Source organism: Curvibacter lanceolatus ATCC 14669 (assembly GCF_000381265.1).
GTDB lineage: Bacteria > Pseudomonadota > Gammaproteobacteria > Burkholderiales > Burkholderiaceae_C > Curvibacter > Curvibacter lanceolatus.
In genome coordinates this window covers 411,225-434,027 of record NZ_KB906255.1, presented here as the reverse complement: position 1 = coordinate 434,027, position 22,803 = coordinate 411,225, and the positions used below count along the sequence as shown (strand labels likewise).

The following is a 22,803-nucleotide window of genomic DNA, read 5'->3' as shown; positions in this document are numbered from 1 at the left end:
CCCCGTGGGGCAGGGCCGAGCAGCGGAGTGCCAGGGGGATCAGGCCCCGCGTCTGTTTGAGCGCAGCGAGTTTAGCGGGGACCCCCCTGGCGCGAGCAGCGCAGGGAACCACGAAGTGGCCCTGACTTCGGGTCGCCTTTCTTTGGGGTACTTTTCTTTGGCGAGACAAAGAAAAGTGCCTCGGCCGCCGGGACGAACCCCCGGCCTCCGCCCTCAAACGCAGCGCAAAGGGACCAGAGCGCAGCGGCGAAACATGACCACAAACAAGTGGCCCAGCCACATCACCCCAAACTCCGCAATAAATTGGCCAACTCAACAGCCGACTTGACATTCATCTTGTCAAACACCCGCGACCGGTGCACCTCCACCGTGCGCACACTGATGTCCAGCTGATCCGCGATCAGCTTGTTCGGCAACCCCTCGACCACCAGGCGCATCACATCGCGCTCCCGCTCGGTCAGCTCGGTCAGGCGCACCTGCAAACCCCGGTGCTGCCGGTGCTGCGCCAGCACCTCGGCCGAGCGCTGCAAGGCCTGCTCGATGCGGTCGACCAGGGCGTTGTCGGAAAAAGGCTTTTCGCAGAAATCAAAAGCCCCCCGCTTGACCGCATCCACCGCCGTGGGCACATCGGCATGGCCGGTCAGGAAGATCACCGGCATGGCCGCCTGCAGGCCGCGCTCGATCAACTGGTCGAACAGGGCCAGCCCGCTCATGCCGGGCATGCGCACATCGAGCAGCAGACAGCAGGAGTGGTTGGGGGCCGGGCGCGAGCGCAGGGCGGCGTCGAACTGCTCGGCGCTTTCGAACACTTCGCTGAGCAGGTGGCGCGAGCGCAGCAGCCAGGCCAGCGCGTCGCGCACACCGGCGTCGTCATCCACAATGAAAACGGTGGCGTCGGGCGAGGGTTCCATGGGGTCAGGTCGTCAGGGCGAAAAAGAAAACAGTGAGAAAGCCGGCGCTCAGGCCGCAGCCGTGGACGAGGGGCTTTTCTTCACCGGCAGGGTGAAGCTGAAGATGGTACCCCTTGGCGCCTGGGCTTCGAAGCCCAGGTAACCCCCATGCTGCTCGACCACGGTGCGGCACAGGCTCAGGCCCAGGCCCATGCCCTCGGCCTTGGTGGTGAAGAAAGGCGTGAACAGCTGCTCGCCCACCTCTTTCGGGATGCCCGGGCCGTGGTCGATCACGCGCCACTCCAGCCAGCCGCTGGACTCGTTCGAGGCCGCCTTGCGGGCCTCGATGCGCAGCACCCGCTGGGCCAGCTCGCAAGGCTCCATGGCCTGCATGCCGTTGCGCGCCAGGTTCAGCAGCACCTGCTCGACCATGGTGCGGTCGCACAGCACCTCGGGCAGGCCGGGCTCGATGTCGGTGATCACGCGCACACCGAGCTTGCGCGCCTGCAGGGTCACCAGGGGCATGATGGCTTCGAGCAGGGCCCGGGCCGCCACCGGCTCGCGGGCCTGGTCGCGCCGCCGCACAAAGTCGTGCACGCTCTTGATCACCCGGCCGGCGCGCTCGGCCTGCTCGGCGATGCGGCGCAGGGCCATGTCCAGGTCGGGCGGCGCGCTGGCGCCCTGGTGGCGCAGCAGGTTCATCGAGCCGGTGGCATAGCTGGAGATGGCGGCCAGGGGCTGGTTGAGCTCGTGGCTGAGCAGCGAGGCCATCTCGCCCACCGTGGCCAGGCGGGCGGTGGCCTGCAGGCGCTCTTGCGAGGCGCGCGACAGCTCTTCGATGCGGCGCTGTTCGCTGATGTCGAGAAAGGCGCTCATCCAGCCGGTCTGCAGGCCCTGGGCGTTGATCAGGGGCGCCTCGATCACCAGCACCGGAAAGCGCGTGCCGTCCTTGCGCATGAAGACCGACTCGAAGCCCTCGCGCGGCGGCACATTGCCCGCCAGCCGGATGGCCTGGCGCTGCTCGTACTCGGTCACCCGGTCGGGCGGCCAGTAGGGGGCGGGCACACCGTGGCCCAGCAGCTCCTCGGCGCTGAAGCCCACCATCTGGCAAAAGGCCGGGTTCACATAGGTGATGTGGCCCTGCAGGTCGCGTGCGCGCAAGCCGGTGACCAGGGAGTCTTCCATGGCCTTTCGAAAGGCCAGGGCATCGGCCAGGTCACGCTCGGCCGCCAGGCGCCGGCGCGTGTCCTTGGCCAGCAGCACCAGCACCGAGACCAGGGCAATCGACATGGCCGTGACCAGCGCCGTCATCACATTGGGGAACAGGCTGGGCGCACTGTGCCAGCTGTCCAGGCGCAGCACCAGGGTGTTGCCCGGCAGGTCCAGCAGTTGCTGGGCGGTGAACATGCGCACCCCGCGCCGCGCCGAGCCGTGCAGGGCCAGGCGCGTGCCGTCGGCCTCGGTGAAGGAGATCTCCTGGCTGCGCGCCAGCTGGCGGCCCACCAGGTTGGCCAGCACCTCCTGCAAGGCGTAGGTGGCCACCGCGTAGCCCGCGATCCGCCCCGAGTTGATCAGGGGCAGGCACATCTCGATCACCTCCAGGCCCAGCCCGTCGTTGCTGGGGACGAAGTACGAGCTGGAATAGGCCGGTCCGTTGAAGCGCCGCGCATTGGCGCAGGCCAACGACACATCGGTCTGGGCCCGGTCGCGGCCCCCCCTGGCCGTCCACCGCACTGCGTCCGAAGAGGTTGCCGCGGTAAGGCGTGTCCACATGGGCCAGGGTGCGCAAGCTGGCGTCGCGCCACTCGATGCGCATGAGCTCGCGGTGCTGGCGCAGCATCTCGGCGGCATCGATGGCCCAGGAGTTGGGGGTGGGGTTGCTGGACTGCAGCGCCTGCAGGCTTTGCACATTGCGCGTCAGGCCGCCGCGGATGTCGCTCAGCGCGTCTGAAGTGTCTCGCTCCAGGCGGCTTTGCACCTGGCTGGCCTCGTAGCGGCCGGCCAGGTAGACCATGATGCCCAGCATCACCAGCACCAGCGCGGCCAGCAACAGCCACAGCGTCCAGCGCCGCCAGCCCAGGGGCAACAGGCGGGCCTGCCAACCGCGGGCCCGCAAAGGCCCGGAGGGCGAAGCGAACTCGGCCGCGCTCACAGCACGCGGTGGCCCAAGGCGGGCAGTTGCTGTCGCCAGGTGGCCAACGAGTCGCGATCCAGCTCACCCAGCACCACGCCCTCGCCCTGGGGCTGGCAGGCCATCACCTGACCCCAGGGGTTGACCAGCATGGAATGCCCCCAGGTGCGACGACCGTTCTCGTGCTCGCCGCCCTGGGCCGGCGCCAGCACATAGGCCAGGTTCTCGACGGCCCGGGCGCGCAGCAGCAGCTCCCAGTGCGCCTCGCCAGTGGTGGCTGTGAAGGCGCTGGGCACCAGCAGCAGATCGGCGCCCTGCGCGGCGTAGGCGCGGTACAGCTCGGGAAAGCGCAGGTCGTAGCAGACCGACAGGCCGATGCGCCAGCGGCTGCCATCGCGCGAGGGCAGGTCGAAGCACACCGGCTCGGTGCCGGCCTCCAGCACGCGCGATTCGTCGTAGCGCTCGCGACCATTGTCAAAGCAGAACAGGTGGATCTTGTCGTAACGGGCCACCTGCTCGCCGGTGGGCGACCAGACCAGGCTGCTGTTGCGCACGCGCTCGGGCTGGCCGGTGGACAGCGGCAGGGTGCCGCCCACGATCCACAGGCCCAGGGTGCGCGCCTGCTGGGCCAGAAAGTCCTGGATCGGCCCCTGGCCCGGGGCCTCCTGCACGGCCAGCTTGTCGGTGTCGCGCCGGCCCAGCAGGCAGAAATACTCGGGCAGCACGGCCAGCTCGGCCCCGGCCTCGGCGGCCTGGGCCAGCAGTTGACAGGCGCGGGCCAGGTTGGCCTCGACCGTGGTGGCGGACACCATCTGAAGGGCGGCGACTTTCATGGTTTGACTCCTGCGGGGACCGGCGTGTTGACTGGCGTATTGGCAGGGGCATTGTCGCGCGGGCTGTGCGTCTGGCGCACGATGCGCGGGTCGGTCCAGGTGCCATCGATGTGGAACTCCTGCGTGGCCGCCTCCATCAGGGGCTTGCGCAGAAAGAGCTGAGCCAGGAAGGTGCCCAGGCCGATGGCCGGGTTGATGGCCGTGGCCACCAGCGAGGCAGTGCCGGCGTTCACCTCGGGCACCACCACCACCTTGAGGTCTTGCGTCTCGCGGGCCAGGTCGGCCTTGCCCTCCATCAGCACCGCGGCATTGACGCCCTTCATCTGCAGATTGTTGGTGCTGGCAATGCCCTGCTCGATGCGGGCGTCGCCGCGCACCAGGTCAAAGGCAAAGCCCTGGCTGAACACGTCACGGAAGTCCAGCGTCAGGCGCCGCGGCAGGGCCTGCAGGCTGAGCACGCCCAGCAGCTTGGCCAGGCCCGGGTCGGCCTTCAAAAACTGGCCGCCTTCAATCTGGATGCTGAGTTGACCGGCCATGCTGGGGTAGTCGAGCGTGAGCGGCGAGCCCATCCAGGCCACCTGACCCTCCAGCGGCCCATGGCCCTGGCGCACCACGCCGGGCATGCCCAGGCGGGTCAGCAACTGGCCGGCGTCGCGGATGTCGAAGCGGAAGTTCATCACCGTGCGGCGGCGCTCGGACAACAGACGCGGCCCGGTGGTGGGCAGGGGCAGACTAGCCCAATTGCCCGTGGCCGTGAGCGTGGCCTCGGGGGTGAGGATGTTGAACTTGTTCAGGCGCCACTCGCGCTGCGCGCCCTCACCGCCTCGGTTCACGGCCTCGATCTCGACCCGGCCCAGGCGCTTGCCGCGCAGTTCGAAATCATCGACCACGATGTCGAGCGCGGGGATGCTGGTGGGTTGCTCGTCGAGCAGCGCCTCGACCTCGCTCTGGTTGCTTTGCGCGAGCTTGAGGCGCGACAGCCGGGCAAACAGGCGCCCGGCCCCCACGCCGCCGGGCGGCCGGTATTCGAGGTAGCCATTGAGCTCGGTGGCGTCCAGGTTGGCGCGCCACACCAGGCCCTCGCGCGAGCCCCCGACCACCACCTGGTGCAGGGTGCGGCCGTCGAACACCAGGGCGTCGGCACGCACGGCCAGCGCAGTGGGCAGGTAGCTCTGGGCACTGGCCTCGCTGCCCGACGACGCCGCGGCCCCCGTGGACCGGGCCGGGCCGCCGGCACGGGTGAGCGCATGCTCCCAGGCATCCAGATCGACCAGGGGCAGGTGCACGCTGGCCATCACGCCGCTGTCGGGCAGAGGGGCCGATTCGCCCGGCCCCAGCCCGACCGCGATGCTGCCCTGCAGCACGCGGGCCTGGGCGCCCGCGATGTCGCGCACGTAATGGATCTGCACCTGGCGCCCCAGCTCGACCAGCAGCTGGTCGCGCAGCGGCCCCTGGACCTGCGCCTCACGCAGCAGGCTGTTGTCAAAGCGCAGCGGCATCACGGCGTCGGCCGTCTTGCCCAGCGGGGCGGGCAGGTTCAGGGCCAGGCCCTGCAGGCTGCTTTGCACCTGGATCTCGGGCTGGCCCCGGCGCATGCCCAACACCAGGGAGTAGGGGGCGCTGCCCGTGGCCTGGGCCGCCAAACCGGCCACAAAGCCCAGTTCACCGGCCTGGCGCAGGCCCTCGGCACTGAAGATACCGTTGGCACGCAGTTGCAACACCGGGTCGGGGGGCTGGGTGCCGGCCGGCGGCGGGCGCAGGCCGCCTTCCAGCCGCACGTCTCCGCCCAGGGCCCTTGCCTGCACGCCATTGAGCTGGAAGCCGGTGTCGGAGAACGCCACGCTGCCCCGCAGGCGCGACAACTGGGGCGCCTGCGGCACCACCCGCAAGTCGTTGTTGCCTGTGAAGCTGACGCTGCCCTGCACCTTGCTGCGCTCGATCTGGGCGATCGGCAGCGACAGCTTGAGCTTCACCTCGGCCGCCCCGGTGGTCACGGCCTGGGCCAGGGCCTGGTTGGTGATGCGGCTCAGCGGCGAGCTGTTGACGATGCCCAGGGCATCGGCCAGCGGCCCGCGCACGGTGGCGTCCACGCCGACCACGGTGTGCATCAGGTCGGGGATGTCGGCCTCCACGCGCACCACCTGCAGATCGGGCAGGCCGGCGAACTGGGCGGTGGCGCCCTTCACGTGCATGCTCTGGCGGTCGAAGATCAGCTCACCATTGAGGCGCGCCAAGGCCGGCCAGGGGGCGGCGCCGGCCGGCATCAGGCTTTTGGGCACATAGGCCAGGCCCGCCTCGCGCACCTGGGCGCTGATGCGGAACTCGCCCTGGCGCGGGTTGGCAAAGGGCAGATCGCGCAGATCGCCCTTGACGCGGAACTGGGTGCGGCCGATGCGCCCGGCGGTCACGGCCTCGCGCACGTAGTCGCGCACATCCTTGGGCAGGCCGCGCGGCAGGTAGCGGTGCACCCGCGTGGCATCGGCCTCGCTGAGGCTGGCCGTGAGGTCCAACACCCCGGGGCCTCCGCTCCGGCCCGGCGTCTTGCCCGGTTCGGCGCTGCGCCACTGCAAGCGCCCCTCGCCGCGCAGGTCGGCATTGGCAAAGCGCAGATCGGCCACCTGCAGCGCCAGTTGCTCCCCCTGGTGCTGCCACTGCAGCTGGGCCTGCAGTTGGTCCACCGGCAGCAGGGCCTCATCAAACACCTCGGGCAGCTCGACCTGGCCGTTGCTGATCCTGACGTTGGCCTTGCCCCCGCCCTGGTTCAGGTCGAAGTCCAGGTCCAGACCGGCCACACCGGGCACCGAATCGTGCGCGGCCAGCGCCAGGCCACTGGCCCGGCCTTTCAGGCTGAAGCGCTCGGGGGCATCGACAGGGCCCTGCCACTGGGCCTGCACCGACTCGACCAGCCCCCGCGGCGCCTGGCCCTTGAGCAGGCGATGCGCAGCCTCCCCCAGGGGCAGGCGGTTGGCGATCTGGCTCAGGGCGGCCAGGTCCAGCCGGTCGGCCCGCAGCTCGCCCTTGGCGCTCTGGCGCGGGTCAGGCTGGGTATAGCTGACAAAAGCATTGCCGCCCGGCCAGCGCAAACCGTCGGCGGTCAGAAACTGCAGGCCCGTGGTCGAGGCATCGAAACCGCCCGCCAGCCGGTGCCCCCCCAGCCGCCCTTGCACCGATTTGAGCGCCAGCGGCTCCAGGTCGGGGGCAAATTGCACGTTCACGTCCGACAACGCCACATCGGCCACCGCACCGGTGAACTGGCCCTTGGCCACGTCGGCCCACACGCGCAGGGCCCCCTGGCCACTGGCCACTTCAAAGCCCAGGTCGATCTGACGCCGCAAGCGGGCCACGTCGACGCGGTCAAAGCTGCCGAACAACTGCCCGTTCCAGTCGCGCCAGTGGCCGCGGTGCACGCTCAGCAGCGGCTGGCGGAACTGGCCCATCAGCGTGAAACGCTCACCCCAATCGGGCGGCGGCGTGCCGTCCAACCGCATCAGGTGGCGGCGCGGGCTGTTGCGCAGCACCACGTTGACGTCGGACAGGCTCAAGGTTTCGGCGCCACGCAGCTCGTCGCTCCAGTGCACGATGCCCGAGGCCACCACCAGCTCGGCCTGGGAAAAGACCCAGTCGCTGATGCGGTCATCACCCGGGCTGGCGGGGTCGATCTCCAGGCCGGCAATGCGCAGCCGGCCCTCCTGGGTGCGGCGGATCTCCAGCTCGGGGCGTTCGATGTAGAGCTGCTGGAAACCCAGGTTCCACAGCGAGCGCGGCGAGAGCGCCGCCACCACGCGCGGCAGGATCAGCGCCTCGCGCCCCTCGCGGTCGGACAGCACCACGTCTTCGAGTTCGAAGGTGGGGATCAGGCCCTCGCTGCGCGCACTGATGTGGCCGATGCGCACGGGAAGCCCCATGGCCCGGCTGGCCTGACGCTCCAGTGCGGGGCGGAACTCTGCGATTCGGGGCACAATCCAGCCGTGCAACGCCCCCCAGGACGCTGCCAGGATGAGCCAGAAGGCCAGCAACGCCCCCAGGGCCCAGCGCGTCAGGGCTGAAAACAGCTTCAGCCCTCGCGAGGGAATGGGTTTCGGGTCGTTCATGGCGCTTGTTGATATGTGGCAGGAATTATGACCCGCAGCGGAAACACGGTTTTTTGCGCACCCCGTGAAGTTTTGTTAATGAATTGCATGCCAGCCGGGCATCCACCCGTCTGATCCGAGGGCCCATGAGCACACAGCCACTCTCCACCCAGTCCCGTCTGGTGCAGCGCCTGCACCGGCGCTACGCCGATCTGCTGCCCCTGCTGCCCCCGGGGCCACCCACCCATGCCACGATGCGCGAGGCGCTGCAGGCCCTGCGCCAGCGTTCGCTGGACACCGGCGCCGCCCTGCGGGTGCTGCGGCAGTTGGTGATGGAGCGCCTGGTGGTGCTCGACTGCGACCAACAGGCCAGCCTGGCCACCATCACCCGCGGCGTCACCGAGCTGGCCGAGCTGGCCCTGGACGTGGCCTGCACCGAGGTGCAGGCCGAACTCGACAGCCGGTACGGCGCGCCCCTGGGCCCCGAGGGCCAGCGCGCCGAGCTGTGGGTGATCGGCATGGGCAAGCTGGGCGCACGCGAACTGAATGTGTCCAGCGACATCGACCTGATCTACGTCTACGACCACGATGGCGAGACGGCCGGCCTGCCCGATGGGCGCGGCCGCCTGTCCAACCAGGAGTATTTCGGCCGCGCGGTGAAGATGATCTACGCTCTGGTGGGCGACACCACCGAGCACGGCTTTGTGTTCCGTGTCGATCTGGCGCTGCGCCCCAATGGCAACTCGGGCCCGGCGGCCGTGTCGCTGTCGGCACTGGAGGAGTACTTTCAGGTGCAGGGCCGCGAGTGGGAGCGCTTTGCCTGGCTCAAGAGCCGGGTCATCGCCCCGCGCCGCTGCCTGGCCGGCACCGGCGTGCAGGCCCTGCGCGGCGTGGTGCTGCCCTTTGTGTTCCGGCGCTACCTCGACTACAGCGTGTTCGAGGCCCTGCGCATCCTGCACCGCCAGATCCGCGAGCATGCCGCACGGCGCAGCGCCGGCCACCCGGCACGCGCCAATGACGTGAAGCTGTCGCGCGGCGGCATCCGCGAGATCGAGTTCACCGTGCAATTGCTGCAGGTGGTGCGCGGCGGCCAATACCCCGAGCTGCGCTGCCGCCCCACCCTCGAGGCCCTGCAGCGCCTGGCCCATGCCGGCCTGATGCCCACCGAGACCGCCACCGCCCTGGCGAACGCCTACACCTTCCTGCGCCGGGTCGAGCACCGCATCCAGTTCCTGGACGACCAGCAGACCCACCTGCTGCCCACCCAGGACGAAGACCTGAACTGGATCGCCCACAGCCTGGGTTTTGCCGACTGCTGCCCCTTTCTGCACGAGCTGGATGCCCACCGCGAGCTGGTGGCGCAGGAGTTCGACACCCTGCTGGGCCAGAGCGAAGAGCGCAAAACCTGCCGCGGCGGCAGCTGCGGCGCCAAGGCCGGCGCGGTGCCGGCCGACATCGAGGGCCTGCTCGAAAAACTGCCGCCCGCCCTGCGCGAGCGGGTGCAGGAGTGGCAAAGCCACCCGCGCGTGCAGGCGCTGCGTGAAGACGCCCGCGCCCGCCTGATCCGACTGATCCAGCGCAGCGCGCTGTGGGTGCGCGAAGGCCGCGTCACCGAAACCGCGGCGGTGCAGCTGATCAACTGGCTGGAACCCCTGCTGCGGCGTGAAAGCTACCTGGCCATGCTGCTGGAGCGCCCGGCCGTGCACGAGCGCCTGATGCACCTGCTGGGGGCGGCCCGCTGGCCGGCCCGCTACCTGCTGCAGCACCCCGGCGTGATCGACGAGCTGGCCAGCGACGCGATGCTGTCCGAGCGCTTCTCGGCAGCCGACCTCAAGGACGAGCTGGCCCGCCGTGTGGGCTCGCTGCGCTCGACCGGCGAGGACGACGACGAAACCCTGCTCAACCTGCTGCGCCGCGCCCACCATGCCGAGGTGTTCCGCACCCTGGCACGCGATGTGGAAGGCCGCCTCAGCGTCGAGCAGGTGGCCGACGACCTGAGCTCGCTGGCCGACACCCTGCTGCAGATCACCGTGCGCTGGTGCTGGGAGCGGCTGAAGAACCGCCACCGCACCGATGCCGACCTGCCGCAGTTCGCCATCATCGGCTACGGCAAGCTGGGCGGCAAGGAGCTCGGCTACGGCAGCGATCTGGACATCGTGTTCGTCTACGAAGACGAGGACGAGCGCGCCTCCGAGGTGTACTCGGCCTTTGTGCGCAAGCTGATCAACTGGCTGACCGTGAAGACGGCCGAAGGCGATCTGTTCGAGATCGACACCGCGCTGCGCCCCAACGGCAACTCGGGCCTGCTGGTGACCAGCTTCCAGGCCTATGCCAACTACCAGCAGCAGCGCGGCAGCAACACCGCCTGGACCTGGGAACATCAGGCCATGACACGGGCCCGCTTCGTGCTGGGCAGCCCGGGCCTGCAGGCCCGCTTCGATGCCGTGCGCGAAGCCGTGATCACCGCACCGCGCGATGCGGCCGCGCTGCGCGACGAGATCGTGAGCATGCGCAACCGGGTGCGGGGCGCCCACACGGTGCGCGGCGGGCGCTTTGACGTCAAGTACAGCCAGGGCGGCATGGTGGATGCCGAGTTCGCGGTGCAATACCTGGTGCTGGCCCAATCGGCCAGCCACCCGGAGCTGCGCGACAACGTGGGCAACATCGCCCTGCTGCAGCGCGCCGAGGCCTGCGGCCTGCTGCCCGCCGGGGTGGGCGAGCGTGCCGCTGCGGCTTACCGCGAACTGCGCCGCATCCAGCACAAGGCACGCCTCAACGAAGAACCCACCCAGGTTGAACCGGAGCAGGTGGCGGCCGAGCGCGACGCCATCATGGCACTGAGCGCGGCGGTGCTGGGCGGCTGAACCCGCCCGGGCGTCCATGCGGGCGCGGGTTCAGGCCCCGGCCGCGATCTGGCGCAGCGCCTGCACGAACACCGCCGGCGGCTGGCCGCCCTGGATCAGGTGGCGGTCGTTCACGATCACGGCCGGCACCGAGTGGATGCCCGCGCCCTGGTACAGCTGCTCCTGTGCCCGCACCTCGGCGGCAAATTCGTCGCTGGCCAGAATGGCCCGGGCGCGCTCCGCATCCAGGCCCACGCGGGCAGCCAGGTTCACCAGCAGCTCGCGGTCGGACGGGTTCTGCCCTTGGCTGAAATAGGCTTCGAACAAGGCTTTCTTGAGCGCCAGCTGGCGCCCGGGGCCCTGGCCTTCGGCCCAGTGCAGCAGGCGGTGCGCGTCGAAGGTGTTGTAGATGCGGCCACGGGCCGCCATGTCAAAACGAAAGCCCACCGACTCGCCGCGCTGGCGGATCGCCTCGCGGTTGGCCGCGCTTTGCTCGGGCGAGGCGCCGTACTTCTCGGCCAGGTGCTCGGCAATGTCCTGCCCTTCGGGGCCCATGTTCGGGTTCAACTCGAAGGGCTGGAAGTGCAGCTCGGCCTGCACGCTGCCCTGCAGCTCGTCCAGGGCCTGCTGCAGGCCGTTGAGGCCGATGGCGCACCAGGGGCAGGACACATCGGACACGAAGTCGATCTTCAGGGTGGCGGGGACGGTGGCAGTGGTGCTCATGGCGCAAGTCTGGGTTCAGGACGATGGCCGCATCGTAGGGGATTCACTGCCATCTTGCCTGGGTTAAGCTTTTGCCCCCATGCCCCAAACCCTCAGTGCCCCCGCCCACAGCGAACTGCTGATCAAGAAAAGCCGCTTCATCGGCTGCGTCCAGCCCATGAGCGACCGGGCTGCTGCCCAGGCCGTGGTGCAGCAATTGCGCCAGCAGCACCCGGGGGCGGCCCATGTGTGCTGGGCCTTGCTGGCGGGCGGCCAATCGGCGGCGGTGGACGATGGCGAGCCCGGCGGTACCGCCGGCCGCCCCATGCTGGACGTGCTGCGCCACCAGGACCTGGAGGGCGTGCTGGCCACCGTGGTGCGCTATTACGGCGGCGTGAAGCTCGGCGCCGGTGGCCTGGTGCGCGCCTACACGGATGCGGTGGCCCAGGCCCTGCTGCAGGCGCCCAAGGTGACGCTGCAGAAGATGCGGGCGCTGGCCTGCAGCGTGCCCTACGCGCTCGAAGGCAGCGTGCGGCGCGAGCTGGATCTGGAGCAACACCAGGCCCAGTTGGGCGAGGTGCAGCACGGCAGCGTGGTGACCCTGCACTTCAGCCTGCCCGAGGCGGCCAGCACCGCGCTGGTGGCGCGACTCAACGAGCTGGGCCAGGGCCGCCTGGCCTGGGTCGCAGACTGATGCCGACACCGGCACGCCGCCGCCCACCCACTGTGCTCAAATCCGCCGCCATGACACCCGCATTTGTTCTGACCGGGCGCGCCCTGCTGGCCATGCTGCCCCTAGCCCTGGCGGCCTGTGCCGCGCCCCAGGCCATGCCACCGCTGCCGGCCAGCGCCCCCGAGCGCTGGAGCGCCCCCCTGCCGCACGGCGGCCAGACCCAGGCCTTGGCCGACTGGTGGGGGGAATGGAACGACCCGGTGCTGCCCCGGCTGATCGAACAGGCCCAGGCCCTGAGCCCGGGCCTGGCCAGCGCCCAGGCCCGGCTGGTCGAAGCGCGCACCCAGCGCGTGGAGGCGGCGGCCAAGCTGCTGCCCTTGATCAGCGGCAACGCCAGCGTGAGCCGCGGCTACTCCACCGCCCTGGGCAGCGTGGCGACCATCGCCTCGGCCGGCCCGCAGCTGAGCTGGGAGGCGGATCTGTTCGGCATGAACCGGGCGGCGCTGGCCGCCAGCGAGGCCCGGCTGCAAGGCGCCCGGGCCCAGTGGCATGAGGCCCGTGTGAGCGTGGCGGCCGAGGTGGCCAGCCAGTACGTTCAATGGCGCCAATGCGGGGCGCAGGCGCGCTTGGCTGCCGCCGATGCGCGCTCGCGTGAAGCCAGCGCCGACTGGCTGGGGCAAGCCACCCGCGCCGGCCTGCAATCGGCCAGCACCCTCAGCCTGGCGCAGGCCAGCGCGGCCGAGGGCCGGCAACGCTGGCGCCAGCAGCAGACCCAGTGTGAGGTGCAGGTGCGGGCCCTGGTGGCGCTGACCGGCCAGACGCCCGGCTTTTTCGACAGCCTGCAAGACAACGAGCCCCCGGCCCCGCCCGACGCCCTGTTCAGCCTGGACAGCCTGCCGGCCCGGGTGCTGGAGCAGCGCCCCGACGTGGTCCAGGCCACGCGCCAACTGGCCGCCAACTGGGCCGAGGTGCAACAGGCCGACGCCGCCGGCTACCCGCAGCTGAGCCTGCAGGGCTCGGTGAGCGCGCTGCGCCTGGACGCCCGGGGCAGCACCCAGCACCTGTCCACCTGGTCGCTGGGGCCGCTGAGCCTGAGCTTTCCGATCACCGACGGCGGGCGCCTGAAGGCCGAGCGCCAGGCCGCCCAGGCCCGCTACACCGAGGCCGTGGCGCTGTACCAGGCCCGCGTGCGCCAGGCCGTGCGCGAGGTGGAGGAGGCCCTGCTGAACCTGGCCTCGGCGCAGCAAAGACAGCACGATGCCCAACAGGCCAGCGAAGGGTATGAGCGCGTGCTGCAGCACACCCAGACGCGCCAGCGCGCCGGCCTGGCCAGCCTGGCCGAGGTGGAAGAAGCGCGGCGCAGCGCCCTGGCGGCGCAGACCAGCCTGAGCACCCTGGCCCTGGAGCGCCAGCTGGCCTGGATCAACCTGTACCGCGCCGCCGGTGGCGGCTGGGACGGCAACACCGCCGCGCCCGAAGCGACATCCAACGTGACGTCCAAGGCCACGACCGCCACCACACCCGACGCCACGACCGACATCACCCAAGAAGCCGCCGCCCCCGCGGGCACGGCCCGCCCCGGCCCCGCCCTGTGAGACCCGACATGAACCGCACACGACTCGCCGCCCTGGCCCTGGCTTGCCTGCCCGGCCTGCTGGGGCTGACCGCCCCCCTGGCCCAGGGTGCCGAACCCGCCCCGGCCCGCCCGGCCCTGACCGTCAGCACCACCCGGCCCAGCCAGGCCACACTGCCCTTGCAGCTCAGCGCCAACGGCAACGTGGCCGCCTGGCAGGAGGCCCTGGTCAGCCTGGAAGCCCAGGGCCTGCGCCTGACCCAGGTGCTGGTCAACGTGGGCGACACGGTGCGCGCCGGCCAGCTGCTGGCCCGCCTGGCCGACGAGACCGTGCAAGCCGACCTGGCCCAGGCCCGGGCCGCCCTGCTGGAGGCCGAAGCCCATGCCGACGAGGCCGTGGCCAACGCCAGCCGCACGCGCCAGGTGCAGGCCGGCGGGGCGCTGAGCGAGCAGCAGATCAGCCAGGCCCTGAGCGCCGAACGGGCCGCCCAGGCCCGCGTGCTGGCGGCGCGCGCCAGTGTGCAGACCCAGGCGCTGCGGCTGCGCCAGACCCAGGTGCTGGCGCCCGACAGCGGCGTGATCTCGGCCCGCAGCGCCACCGTGGGGGCCGTGCCCGCCAGTGGCACCGAGCTGTTCCGCCTGATCCGGCAGAACCGGCTGGAGTGGCGCGCCGAAGTGACCGCCGCCGAGCTGCCGCGCCTGCGCCGGGGCACCCGGGTGCGCCTGGGCCTGCCCAGCGGGGCCCAGGTGATGGGGGAGGTACGCCAGCTGGCGCCCACCATCGACCCGCAGACGCGCAACGCCCTGGTCTATGTCGACCTGAAGCCCCACCCCGAGCTGCGCCCGGGCCTGTTCGCCCGCGGCGAGTTCGAGCTGGGCCAGAGCCCCGCCCTGACCCTGCCGCAGCAGGCGCTGGTGGTGCGCGACGGCTTCAGCTATGTGTTTGAGCTGGACGCGCAGCAGAACGTGCAGCAGCGCAAGGTGGAAACCGGGCGCCGCCAGGGCGAGCAGGTGGAAGTGCTGCGCGGCCTGGCCCCCGGGGCCACGGTGGTGCTGCAAGGCGCCGGCTTTCTGAACCAGGGCGACCGGGTGCGGGTGAGCAACCCGCCAACCTCGGGCGCCCCGGCGGCCCCCCAGCGCTGAGGAGCCCGGCATGAATGTCTCCGCCTGGTCCATCCGCAACCCGGTTCCGGCCCTGATGCTGTTCGTGCTGCTCACCTTCGGTGGGCTGGTGGCCTTCCAGGGCATGAAGGTGCAGAACTTTCCCGACATCGACCTGCCCACGGTGACGGTGACGGTGTCACTGCCCGGGGCGGCGCCCGCACAGCTGGAAAACGACGTGGCGCGCAAGATCGAGAACAGCCTGGCCACGCTGCAGGGCCTGAAGCACCTCTACACCAAGGTGCAGGACGGCGGCGTCACCCTGACGGCCGAGTTCCGCCTGGAAAAGCCGGTGCAGGAGGCGGTGGACGATGTGCGCTCGGCCGTCTCGCGCGTGCGCGCCGATCTGCCCGCCGATGTGCGCGACCCCATCGTCACCAAGATGGACCTGGCCGCCCAGCCCATCCTGGCCTACAGCGTGCGCAGCGCCGCACTGGACGACGAGGCCCTGTCCTGGTTCGTGGACAACACCGTGGCGCGGCGCCTGCTGACGGTGCGCGGCGTGGGCGCCGTGAACCGGGTCGGCGGCGCCGAACGGCAGATCCAGGTGGCGCTGGACCCCTTGAAGCTGCAGGCCCTGGGGGTGACGGCGGCCGAGGTGTCGCGCCAGCTGCGCCAGGTGCAGGTGGAAAGCGCCGGCGGGCGCACCGACCTGGGCGGCGGCGAGCAACCCGTGCGCACCCTGGCCACGGTGCAGGACGCGGCCGGCGTGGCCGCGCTGGCCCTGCCGCTGGGCGACGGGCGCCAGCTGCGCCTGAGCCAGCTGGCCCGGGTCAGCGACACCGTGGCCGAGCCCCGGGCCGCGGCCCTGCTGAACGGCCAGCCGGTGGTGGGCTTCGAGGTGGCGCGCAGCCGCGGCGCCAGCGAAGTGGAGGTGGGCGCGGCGGTGCGCCAGGCCCTGGCCGCGCTGCGTGCCGAGCGGCCCGATGTGGAGATCACCGAGGCCTTCGATTTTGTGGCCCCGGTGCAGGACGAATACGACGGCTCGATGCACCTGCTGTACGAGGGCGCGCTGCTGGCGGTGGTGGTGGTGTGGCTGTTCCTGCGCGATGCGCGCGCCACCCTGGTGTCGGCGGTGGCGCTGCCGCTGTCGGTGATCCCGGCCTTCATCGGCATGGCCTGGCTGGGCTTTTCGATCAATGTGATCACCTTGCTGGCGCTGTCGCTGGTGGTGGGCATCCTGGTGGACGACGCCATCGTCGAGGTGGAGAACATCGTGCGCCACCTGCGCATGGGCAAGAGCCCCTACCAGGCCGCCATGGAGGCGGCCGACGAGATCGGCCTGGCCGTGGTGGCCACCACCTTCACCCTGGTGGCGGTGTTTCTGCCCACCGCCTTCATGAGCGGCATCGCCGGGCGCTTCTTCAAGCAGTTCGGCTGGACCGCCGCGCTGGCGGTGCTGGCCTCGCTGCTGGTGGCGCGGGTGCTCACGCCGATGATGGCGGCCTACCTGCTGCGGCCCCAGCCCGAGGCCGAACCCGACCCGCGCTGGATGCGCCTGTACCTGCGCTGGGCCGGCTGGTGCCTGCGGCACCGCTGGGCCACGCTGGGCTTCACGCTGGCCTTTTTTGTCGGCTCGCTGCTGCTGATCCCGCTGCTGCCCACCGGCTTCATCCCGCCCGACGACAACTCGCAGACCCAGGTGTACCTGGAGTTGCCCCCCGGCAGCACGCTGGCCCAGACCCGGGCCGCGGCCGAAGAGGCCCGCCAGCGGGTGAGCGCCATCGCCGAGGTGAAGAGCGTCTACACCACGATCGGCGGCGGCAGCGCGGGTGGCGACCCCTTTGCCCCGCAGGGCGCCTCGGAGGTGCGGCGGGCCACCCTGACGCTGCAACTGGCCGAGCGCGGCCAGCGCCCGCCCAAGCCGGTGCTGGAAAACCGCCTGCGCGCGGCGCTGGAGCCGCTGGCCGGCGTGCGCAGCAAGGTGGGCCTGGGCGGCTCGGGCGAGAAGTACATCCTGGTGCTGACCGGTGACGACCCGGTGGCCCTGCAGCAGGCCGCCCTGGCGGTGGAGAAAGACCTGCGCACCATCCCCGGCCTGGGCAGCGTGGCCTCGAGCGCCAGCCTGGTTCGGCCCGAGATCGCGGTGCGGCCCGACTTTGCCCGTGCCGCCGACCTGGGCGTGACCAGCACGGCCATCGCCGACACGCTGCGCATCGCCACCGTGGGCGACTATGAGCTGGGCCTGGCCAAACTCAACCTGGCCCAGCGCCAGGTGCCGATCGTGGTGCAGTTGGAGCCCGCCGCGCGCCAGGACCTGGCGCTGCTGGGGCGGCTCAGCGTGCCCGGCACGCGCGGGCCGGTGCTGCTCGACCAGGTGGCCACGCTGAGCGCCTCGGGCGGGCCGGCGGTGATCGACCGCTACGACCGCTCGCGCAATGTGAACTTCGAGATCGAACTCTCCGGCCTGCCGCTGGGCGATGTGGCCAAGGCCGTGCAAGCCCTGCCCGCCATGCGCCAGCTGCCCCCCGGGGTGCGGGTGGTGGAGGTGGGCGACGCCGAGGTGATGGGCGAGCTGTTTGCCAGTTTCGGCCTGGCCATGCTGACCGGGGTGCTGTGCATTTACATCGTGCTGGTGCTGTTGTTCAAGCACCTGCTGCACCCGGTGACGATCCTGGCCGCACTGCCGCTGTCGCTGGGCGGGGCCTTTGTGGGCCTGCTGATGGCGCAGAAGAGTTTTTCGATGCCGTCGCTGATCGGGCTGATCATGCTGATGGGCATCGCCACCAAGAACTCGATCCTGCTGGTGGAATACGCCATCCTGGCGCGCCGCGAACACGGCATGAGCCGCCGCGAGGCCCTGTTGGATGCCTGCCACAAGCGGGCCCGGCCCATCATCATGACCACCCTGGCCATGGGCGCGGGCATGCTGCCGATCGCCCTGGGCCTGGGCGCCGCTGATGCCTCGTTCCGCTCGCCCATGGCGGTGGCCGTGATCGGCGGCCTGATCACCTCCACCCTGCTGAGCCTGCTGGTGATTCCAGCCGTCTTCACCGCCATGGACGACCTGGCCCAGGGCCGGCCCTGGCGCCGGCGCCGGAACGCCCCGCCCCCAGCGATCGGTCAAAAAGAAGCGTAAACACCCAGGCCGGCGATGCGTCACTTGTTACGAACGCATACATAATTGACGACGCCTATGAAGCTCGTCAAGCTCGACCTCGAAACCATCCCGCTGGGTCATCCACTGCCGTTCATCCTGCGCAGTGCCAGCGGCGTTCTGTTGGCCAAGAAGGGCTATGTGGTTCAGTCGAAAGACGAGCTGCAACAGATGGCCCTGCGCGGCATGAGCCTGTGCGTGGACACCGACGAGTCGGGCGAAAGCCACCGCGCCTACGTAGGCAAGCTGCACTCGTTGGTGCGCGAGGGCAAGACCTTGGGCACCATCGCATCGACCCAGTTCGTGACCGACGGCAAGGGGCCGGACACCACCGCCCCCACCATCACCGACCCGACGGCGCGCCCGAACTGGCACGACATCCAGACCCGAGCCAGCAATGTGCTGCGCCAGCCCGAGAGCACCAGCTTCATGACGCGGCTGTTCCAGCTGCACGCCGACCTGACCTTGCTGACGCAGCGCCAGACCGACGCCACGCTGTTTGCGCTGATGCACTTGTCGGCCGGCGAAACCCGGCTCTACAGCGCCACCCACGCCATGCTGGTGTCGGTGGTGTGCATGCTGGCAGCCCGCACGGTCTTGCTGTGGCCGGAAGATCGGGTGAACAGCCTGGGGCTGGCGGCGCTGACCATGAACATCAGCATGACCGAGTTGCAGGACCAATTGGCCCAGCAAAGCCTGCCTTTGAGCTCAGCCCAGGTCGAGGCCATTGACGGACACTCGCAGAAGTCGGTCGACATCCTGAAAAAACTGGGCATCCAGGACCCGGACTGGCTGGACGCCGTGCGCCACCACCACGACCGCAGCCCCGGCCCGCTGACGGGCCGCCCCCCGGCCCAGCAGATGGCTCGGCTGATCCAGCGCGCCGACATCTTCGGCGCCCGCATGGCCCCGCGCGCCACGCGCTTTCCGCTGCCCAGCACGGCCGCCATGCAGGGCAGCTACTTTGACGAAGACAAGAAAGTGGACGAGGCCGGTGCCGCCCTGGTCAAGGCGGTGGGCATGTACGCCCCGGGCTCTTACGTGAAGCTGGCCTCCGGCGAAGTGGCCGTGGTGACACGTCGCGGTACCACCCCCAGCACACCACGCGTGAGCGTGGTGATCAGTCGGCAGGGCATGGCCATGGCCGAGCCCCCACCGCGTGACACGGCCCGGCCCGACTTCAAGATCACCGCCGGGCTGCCCGCGCGCGAGGTGAAGGTCAAGCTGCCGCTGGAACGCCTGCTGACCCTGATCTGAAAGCTGAAAAACAAAACGGCCCCGAGGGGCCGTTTGTCGCAGGGGCCTGGGCTCAGGCCGGCTGGGCACCGCCCGCCGGGCTGACCAGGGTGGCCGAGACTTCCTTGCGGTAGCGGTTGAGCTCTTGCACGGTCTTGAAGCTGCGGTCCAGCAGCAGGCTCATGTTGTGCAGGATGCGGTCGACCACCTTGGTTTCCCACACGGCATCGAAGTTGATCTGGCTGTCGAGCCAGGTTTCCAGCCACTCGGGGTTGGGCAGGCGGCTCTGGATGGTGTCACGCGGGAACAGCTGCTTGTTGACGTGCAGGTTGGTGGGGTGCAGCGCCTGGGCGGTGCGGCGGGCGCTGGCCATCAGCACACCCACCTTGGCGAAGGCGGCCTTGGCTTCGTTGCCGAAGTTGTTGATGGCGCGCTTCATGTAGCGCAGGTAGGCGCCGCCGTGGCGGGCTTCGTCCTGGCTGAGGGTGGTGTAGATCTGCTTGATCACCGGCTCGGTGTGCCATTCGGCGGCACGGCGGTACCAGTGGTTGAGGCGGATCTCGCCGCAGAAGTGCAGCATCAGGGTTTCCAGGGCCGGCGCGGGGTCGAATTCAAAACGGATCTCGTGCAGTTCCTGCTCGGTGGGCACCAGGTCGGGACGGAAGCGGCGCAGGTACTCCATCAGCACCAGCGAGTGCTTTTGCTCTTCAAAGAACCAGATCGACATGAAGGCAGAGAAGTCGCTGTCACCCCGGTTGTCACGCAGGAACATCTCGGTGGCCGGCAGCGCGGCCCACTCGGTGATGGCGTTCATCTTGATGGTCTGGGCCTGCTCGTCCGACAGCTGCGAAGCGTCGAATTGGTCCCAGGGGATGTCCTTGTCCATGTCCCAGCGGACGGATTCGAGTTGTTTGAAAAGTTCGGGGTAAAGCATGCTGTCTTTCGTGAATCGCCTCGATTTTAAGGGCGAGGCCTCAAAAACCTTTACAAATCATCGAGGTGATCAAGGACATGATTTGCCTTTTCGGTTATGGCAAGGCGCTCGGCAGGCTGCAGGCGGCCCAGGCTGCGCGCCATCAGGGCCATGCGCGGATGGGCCTTGAATGTCTCCTCGTGGCGCAGCAGAAACCGCCAATAGAGCACGGTGACCGGACAGGCGGTATCGCCCGTGCGCTGAGCAGGGTCGTACGGGCAGGCGCCGCAGTAGTTGCTCATGCGCTGGATGTACTGCCCGCTGGCGATGTAGGGCTTGCTGGTGAAGCGCCCGCCGCAGGCGCCCAGGGCCATGCCCAGGGTGTTGGGCAGCTCCACCCACTCCACCGCGTCGACGTACATGGCCAGGTACCAGTCGCTGACCTGACGCGGCTCGATCTCGGCCAGCAAGGCGAACTGGCCGGTGACCATCAGGCGCTGGATGTGGTGCGCATAGCCGTGGGCCAGGGTCTGCTGCACCACCTCGCGCATGCAGGCCATGCGGGTCTCGCCGCTCCAGTACCAGGCCGGTAGGCCGCGCTGGTGGCCCCAGTGGTTGGATTCGGCCAGTTGCGGCATGTCGAGCCAGTACACGCCGCGGATGAATTCGCGCCAGCCCAGCACCTGGCGCACAAAGCCTTCGACGCTGGCCAGTGGCAGGTGGTGCTCGCGCCAGGCGGCCTCGGCGGCGGCCAGCACCTCACGCGGGTCCAGCAGATGCAGGTTGAGCGCCACCGACAGCAACGAGTGCCAACCCCAGGGCGTGGCCGTCCACAGGGCGTCCTGGTGCGGGCCGAAATGGGCCAGCCGCACTGAGATAAAGCGCTCCAGTGCCTCCAGCGCCTGCTCGCGCGTCACCGGCCAGCCAAAATGCGCCAATGAGCCTGGATGGTCGGGAAAATGCTTTTCGACCAGCGCGATCACCTGCAAGGTGATGCGGTCGGGCTCGAAGAACTCGGGCTCGGGGATGGCGCCCGGGCCACTGGCCGGGTAACCCCGGCGGTTCTCGACATCGAAGTTCCACTGCCCGCCCACCGGATCGCGCCCGTTCATGAGCACCTGGTGGCGCCGGCGCATGTCGCGGTAGAAGAACTCCTGGCGCAGCTCTTTCTTGCCCAGCGCCCAGCGCGCGAACTCGGCGCGCGAGCACATGAAATGCGGGTCGGGCAGCACCTCCAGCGCCACGCCGGCCGCATGGGCGACCCGGCGCACGTCTTCCAGGGTGCGCCACTCGCCGGGCTCGCACAGGCGCAGCAGTTCAGGCTTCAAGGCCTGTAAAACGTGCAGGGCGCGCCCATCGAGATCGGGGGTGTCGGGCTGCTCGTCCAGGCGCACATAGGTGTAGGCCCAGCCGCGGCGGTGCACCTCGTTGCAGAAGTGGCGCATGGCCGACAGGAACAGCGCGATGCGCGCCTTGTGGCTCCAGACCACCGAAGCCTCGCCCGGCGCCTCGACCATCAACACATGGTCGCAAGCCGGGTCGAAGTCGCGCAGTGCCGGGTGGCCGAACCAGAGCTGATCGCCCAACACCCAGACCACCCGGCGCGGGTGGGTCCAGGCGGGGCCGGAGCAGTCATGGGTCATGGTGATGGTGAACAAAAACAGGGGCCAGGAACCTGCCTGACAGGGGATGGCAAAAACCCGACTGGCAAAATGGTGTAATCAATACTGTTTAGTATCGGTCAAATACACTTCAGTACAAATCCAAAACCCCTCGGATTCGGTCAAGGACCATTGTGTCCTGAGCAACGCCGATTCCGATCCAGGAGGCCCTATGAAAAAACTGCTTTCCAGGCTGCTGCCGGGGCTTGCCATCGGCTTGGCCTCGGGGTTGATGACACCGGTGGCCCAGGCGGCCACCACGGCCAATGCCGGTGCAACCCCCACCTGCCCGGCCACCTTGCAGCACACCTTTGCCCGCCTGCAGGACGAAAAGCCCCAGTCGCTGTGCCAGTACGCCGGCAAGGTGGTGCTGGTGGTGAACACCGCCAGCTACTGCGGCTTCACCGGGCAGTACAAGGGCCTGGAGGCGCTGTACGCACGCTACAAAGACCAGGGGCTGGTGGTGCTGGGCTTCCCGTCGAACGACTTTTCCCAGGAGACCGGCGACAACAAGCAGATTGCCGACTTCTGCGAAAACACCTTCGGGGTGAAGTTCCCCATGTTTGCCAAAAGCAGCGTGACCGGGGCCGAGGCCTCGCCCTTCTTCAAGCAACTGGCAGAACTGTCGGGCCAGAAGCCGCGTTGGAACTTCTACAAATACCTGCTGGCGCGCGACGGCCGCGTGGTGGCCAGCTACTCCAGCATGAGCGGCCCCGATGACAAGGCCTTGATCAAGGCCTTGCAGCACGAGTTGCAGGCCCGCTGAGACCTGGAGAAAAACATGTCTTGTCTTTACGGGAATTTACGTTTGCAGCCCTGGAACTTTTGTGAAATGGCCCCACTCTATCGGGCACTGAGAACTCCTGGTTCACAGTTTCTTTTGTTGTTGCGAAGCCTTCCGGCACTGTATAGGCCGGTCGAAATCCTGGAACGCTTCTCCTCCTCCCTCCCTCCCTCCTTCGTTCCGGGGCGCTTCGCAACACTTTTCTTTCCGTCTCCCGCCGGGGCCTGCCCCCCATG

The 22,803-nt window shown here is 69.4% G+C and carries 13 protein-coding genes and 1 pseudogene; 7 read left to right on the top strand and 7 right to left on the bottom strand.

Annotated elements, in window-relative coordinates; all coding sequences use genetic code 11:
• Positions 1 to 281 precede the first annotated feature (281 nt).
• The 4 genes and pseudogenes from F624_RS0108800 to F624_RS0108785 all read right to left on the bottom strand — a co-directional run bounded on the left by F624_RS0108800 (position 282) and on the right by F624_RS0108785 (position 7,945).
• Positions 282 to 911, bottom strand: a complete 630-nt coding sequence (locus F624_RS0108800; protein ID WP_019573926.1) for a response regulator transcription factor — start codon at positions 909 to 911, stop codon at positions 282 to 284.
• Positions 912 to 959: 48 nt separating this feature from the next.
• A pseudogene (locus F624_RS32375) lies at positions 960 to 3,006 on the bottom strand (two-component system sensor histidine kinase NtrB).
• A 32-nt stretch (positions 3,007 to 3,038) separates the two neighbouring features.
• Positions 3,039 to 3,854: a carbon-nitrogen hydrolase family protein gene (locus F624_RS0108790; protein WP_031254532.1), complete on the bottom strand. Its 816-nt coding sequence runs from the start codon at positions 3,852 to 3,854 to the stop codon at positions 3,039 to 3,041.
• Positions 3,851 to 7,945: a YhdP family protein gene (locus tag F624_RS0108785; RefSeq protein WP_019573922.1), complete on the bottom strand. Its 4,095-nt coding sequence runs from the start codon at positions 7,943 to 7,945 to the stop codon at positions 3,851 to 3,853. Before F624_RS0108785 ends, F624_RS0108790 begins: the two co-directional genes overlap by 4 nt.
• A gap of 125 nt (positions 7,946 to 8,070) precedes the next feature.
• Between F624_RS0108785 and glnE the strand changes: the two genes are divergently transcribed.
• A complete protein-coding gene (gene glnE, locus F624_RS0108780) occupies positions 8,071 to 10,788 on the top strand; it encodes a bifunctional [glutamate--ammonia ligase]-adenylyl-L-tyrosine phosphorylase/[glutamate--ammonia-ligase] adenylyltransferase (RefSeq protein WP_019573921.1) in 2,718 nt (905 codons plus the stop codon).
• A gap of 30 nt (positions 10,789 to 10,818) precedes the next feature.
• On the opposite strand, the gene F624_RS0108775 is transcribed toward glnE, so the two are convergent.
• Entirely contained in the window at positions 10,819 to 11,490 is a 672-nt protein-coding gene (locus F624_RS0108775) for a DsbA family oxidoreductase (protein WP_019573920.1), read from the bottom strand.
• Positions 11,491 to 11,569: 79 nt separating this feature from the next.
• On the opposite strand from F624_RS0108775, the gene F624_RS0108770 reads away from it, so the two are divergent.
• Genes F624_RS0108770 through F624_RS0108750 form a run of 5 tightly spaced genes read left to right on the top strand, consistent with a single transcriptional unit; the run spans position 11,570 to position 19,230 of the window.
• The gene (locus tag F624_RS0108770; RefSeq protein WP_019573919.1) at positions 11,570 to 12,163 is read left to right on the top strand and encodes an IMPACT family protein; all 594 of its coding nucleotides are present in this window, start codon (positions 11,570 to 11,572) and stop codon (positions 12,161 to 12,163) included.
• Positions 12,164 to 12,213: 50 nt separating this feature from the next.
• Positions 12,214 to 13,737: an efflux transporter outer membrane subunit gene (locus F624_RS0108765; protein WP_019573918.1), complete on the top strand. Its 1,524-nt coding sequence runs from the start codon at positions 12,214 to 12,216 to the stop codon at positions 13,735 to 13,737.
• A gap of 8 nt (positions 13,738 to 13,745) precedes the next feature.
• On the top strand, positions 13,746 to 14,858 hold the full coding sequence (locus F624_RS0108760) for an efflux RND transporter periplasmic adaptor subunit (protein WP_019573917.1): 1,113 nt from the start codon (positions 13,746 to 13,748) through the stop codon (positions 14,856 to 14,858).
• Positions 14,859 to 14,868: 10 nt separating this feature from the next.
• Positions 14,869 to 17,955, top strand: a complete 3,087-nt coding sequence (locus F624_RS0108755; RefSeq protein ID WP_019573916.1) for an efflux RND transporter permease subunit — start codon at positions 14,869 to 14,871, stop codon at positions 17,953 to 17,955.
• 57 nt (positions 17,956 to 18,012) lie between these two features.
• The gene (locus tag F624_RS0108750) at positions 18,013 to 19,230 is read left to right on the top strand and encodes an HD-GYP domain-containing protein (protein WP_019573915.1); all 1,218 of its coding nucleotides are present in this window, start codon (positions 18,013 to 18,015) and stop codon (positions 19,228 to 19,230) included.
• Positions 19,231 to 19,282: 52 nt separating this feature from the next.
• Here F624_RS0108750 and F624_RS0108745 read toward each other — a convergent pair whose 3' ends face one another.
• Together F624_RS0108745 and F624_RS0108740 are read right to left on the bottom strand one after the other, a co-directional pair.
• Entirely contained in the window at positions 19,283 to 20,143 is an 861-nt protein-coding gene (locus tag F624_RS0108745; RefSeq protein WP_027474701.1) for a ferritin family protein, read from the bottom strand.
• Positions 20,144 to 20,193: 50 nt separating this feature from the next.
• Positions 20,194 to 21,765, bottom strand: a complete 1,572-nt coding sequence (locus tag F624_RS0108740; protein ID WP_051107354.1) for a cryptochrome/photolyase family protein — start codon at positions 21,763 to 21,765, stop codon at positions 20,194 to 20,196.
• Between the two features lie 190 nt (positions 21,766 to 21,955).
• On the opposite strand from F624_RS0108740, the gene F624_RS0108735 reads away from it, so the two are divergent.
• Positions 21,956 to 22,549 (top strand): glutathione peroxidase, encoded by a 594-nt coding sequence (locus F624_RS0108735; protein ID WP_019573912.1) that lies wholly within the window; start codon positions 21,956 to 21,958, stop codon positions 22,547 to 22,549.
• Positions 22,550 to 22,803: the final 254 nt, after the last annotated feature.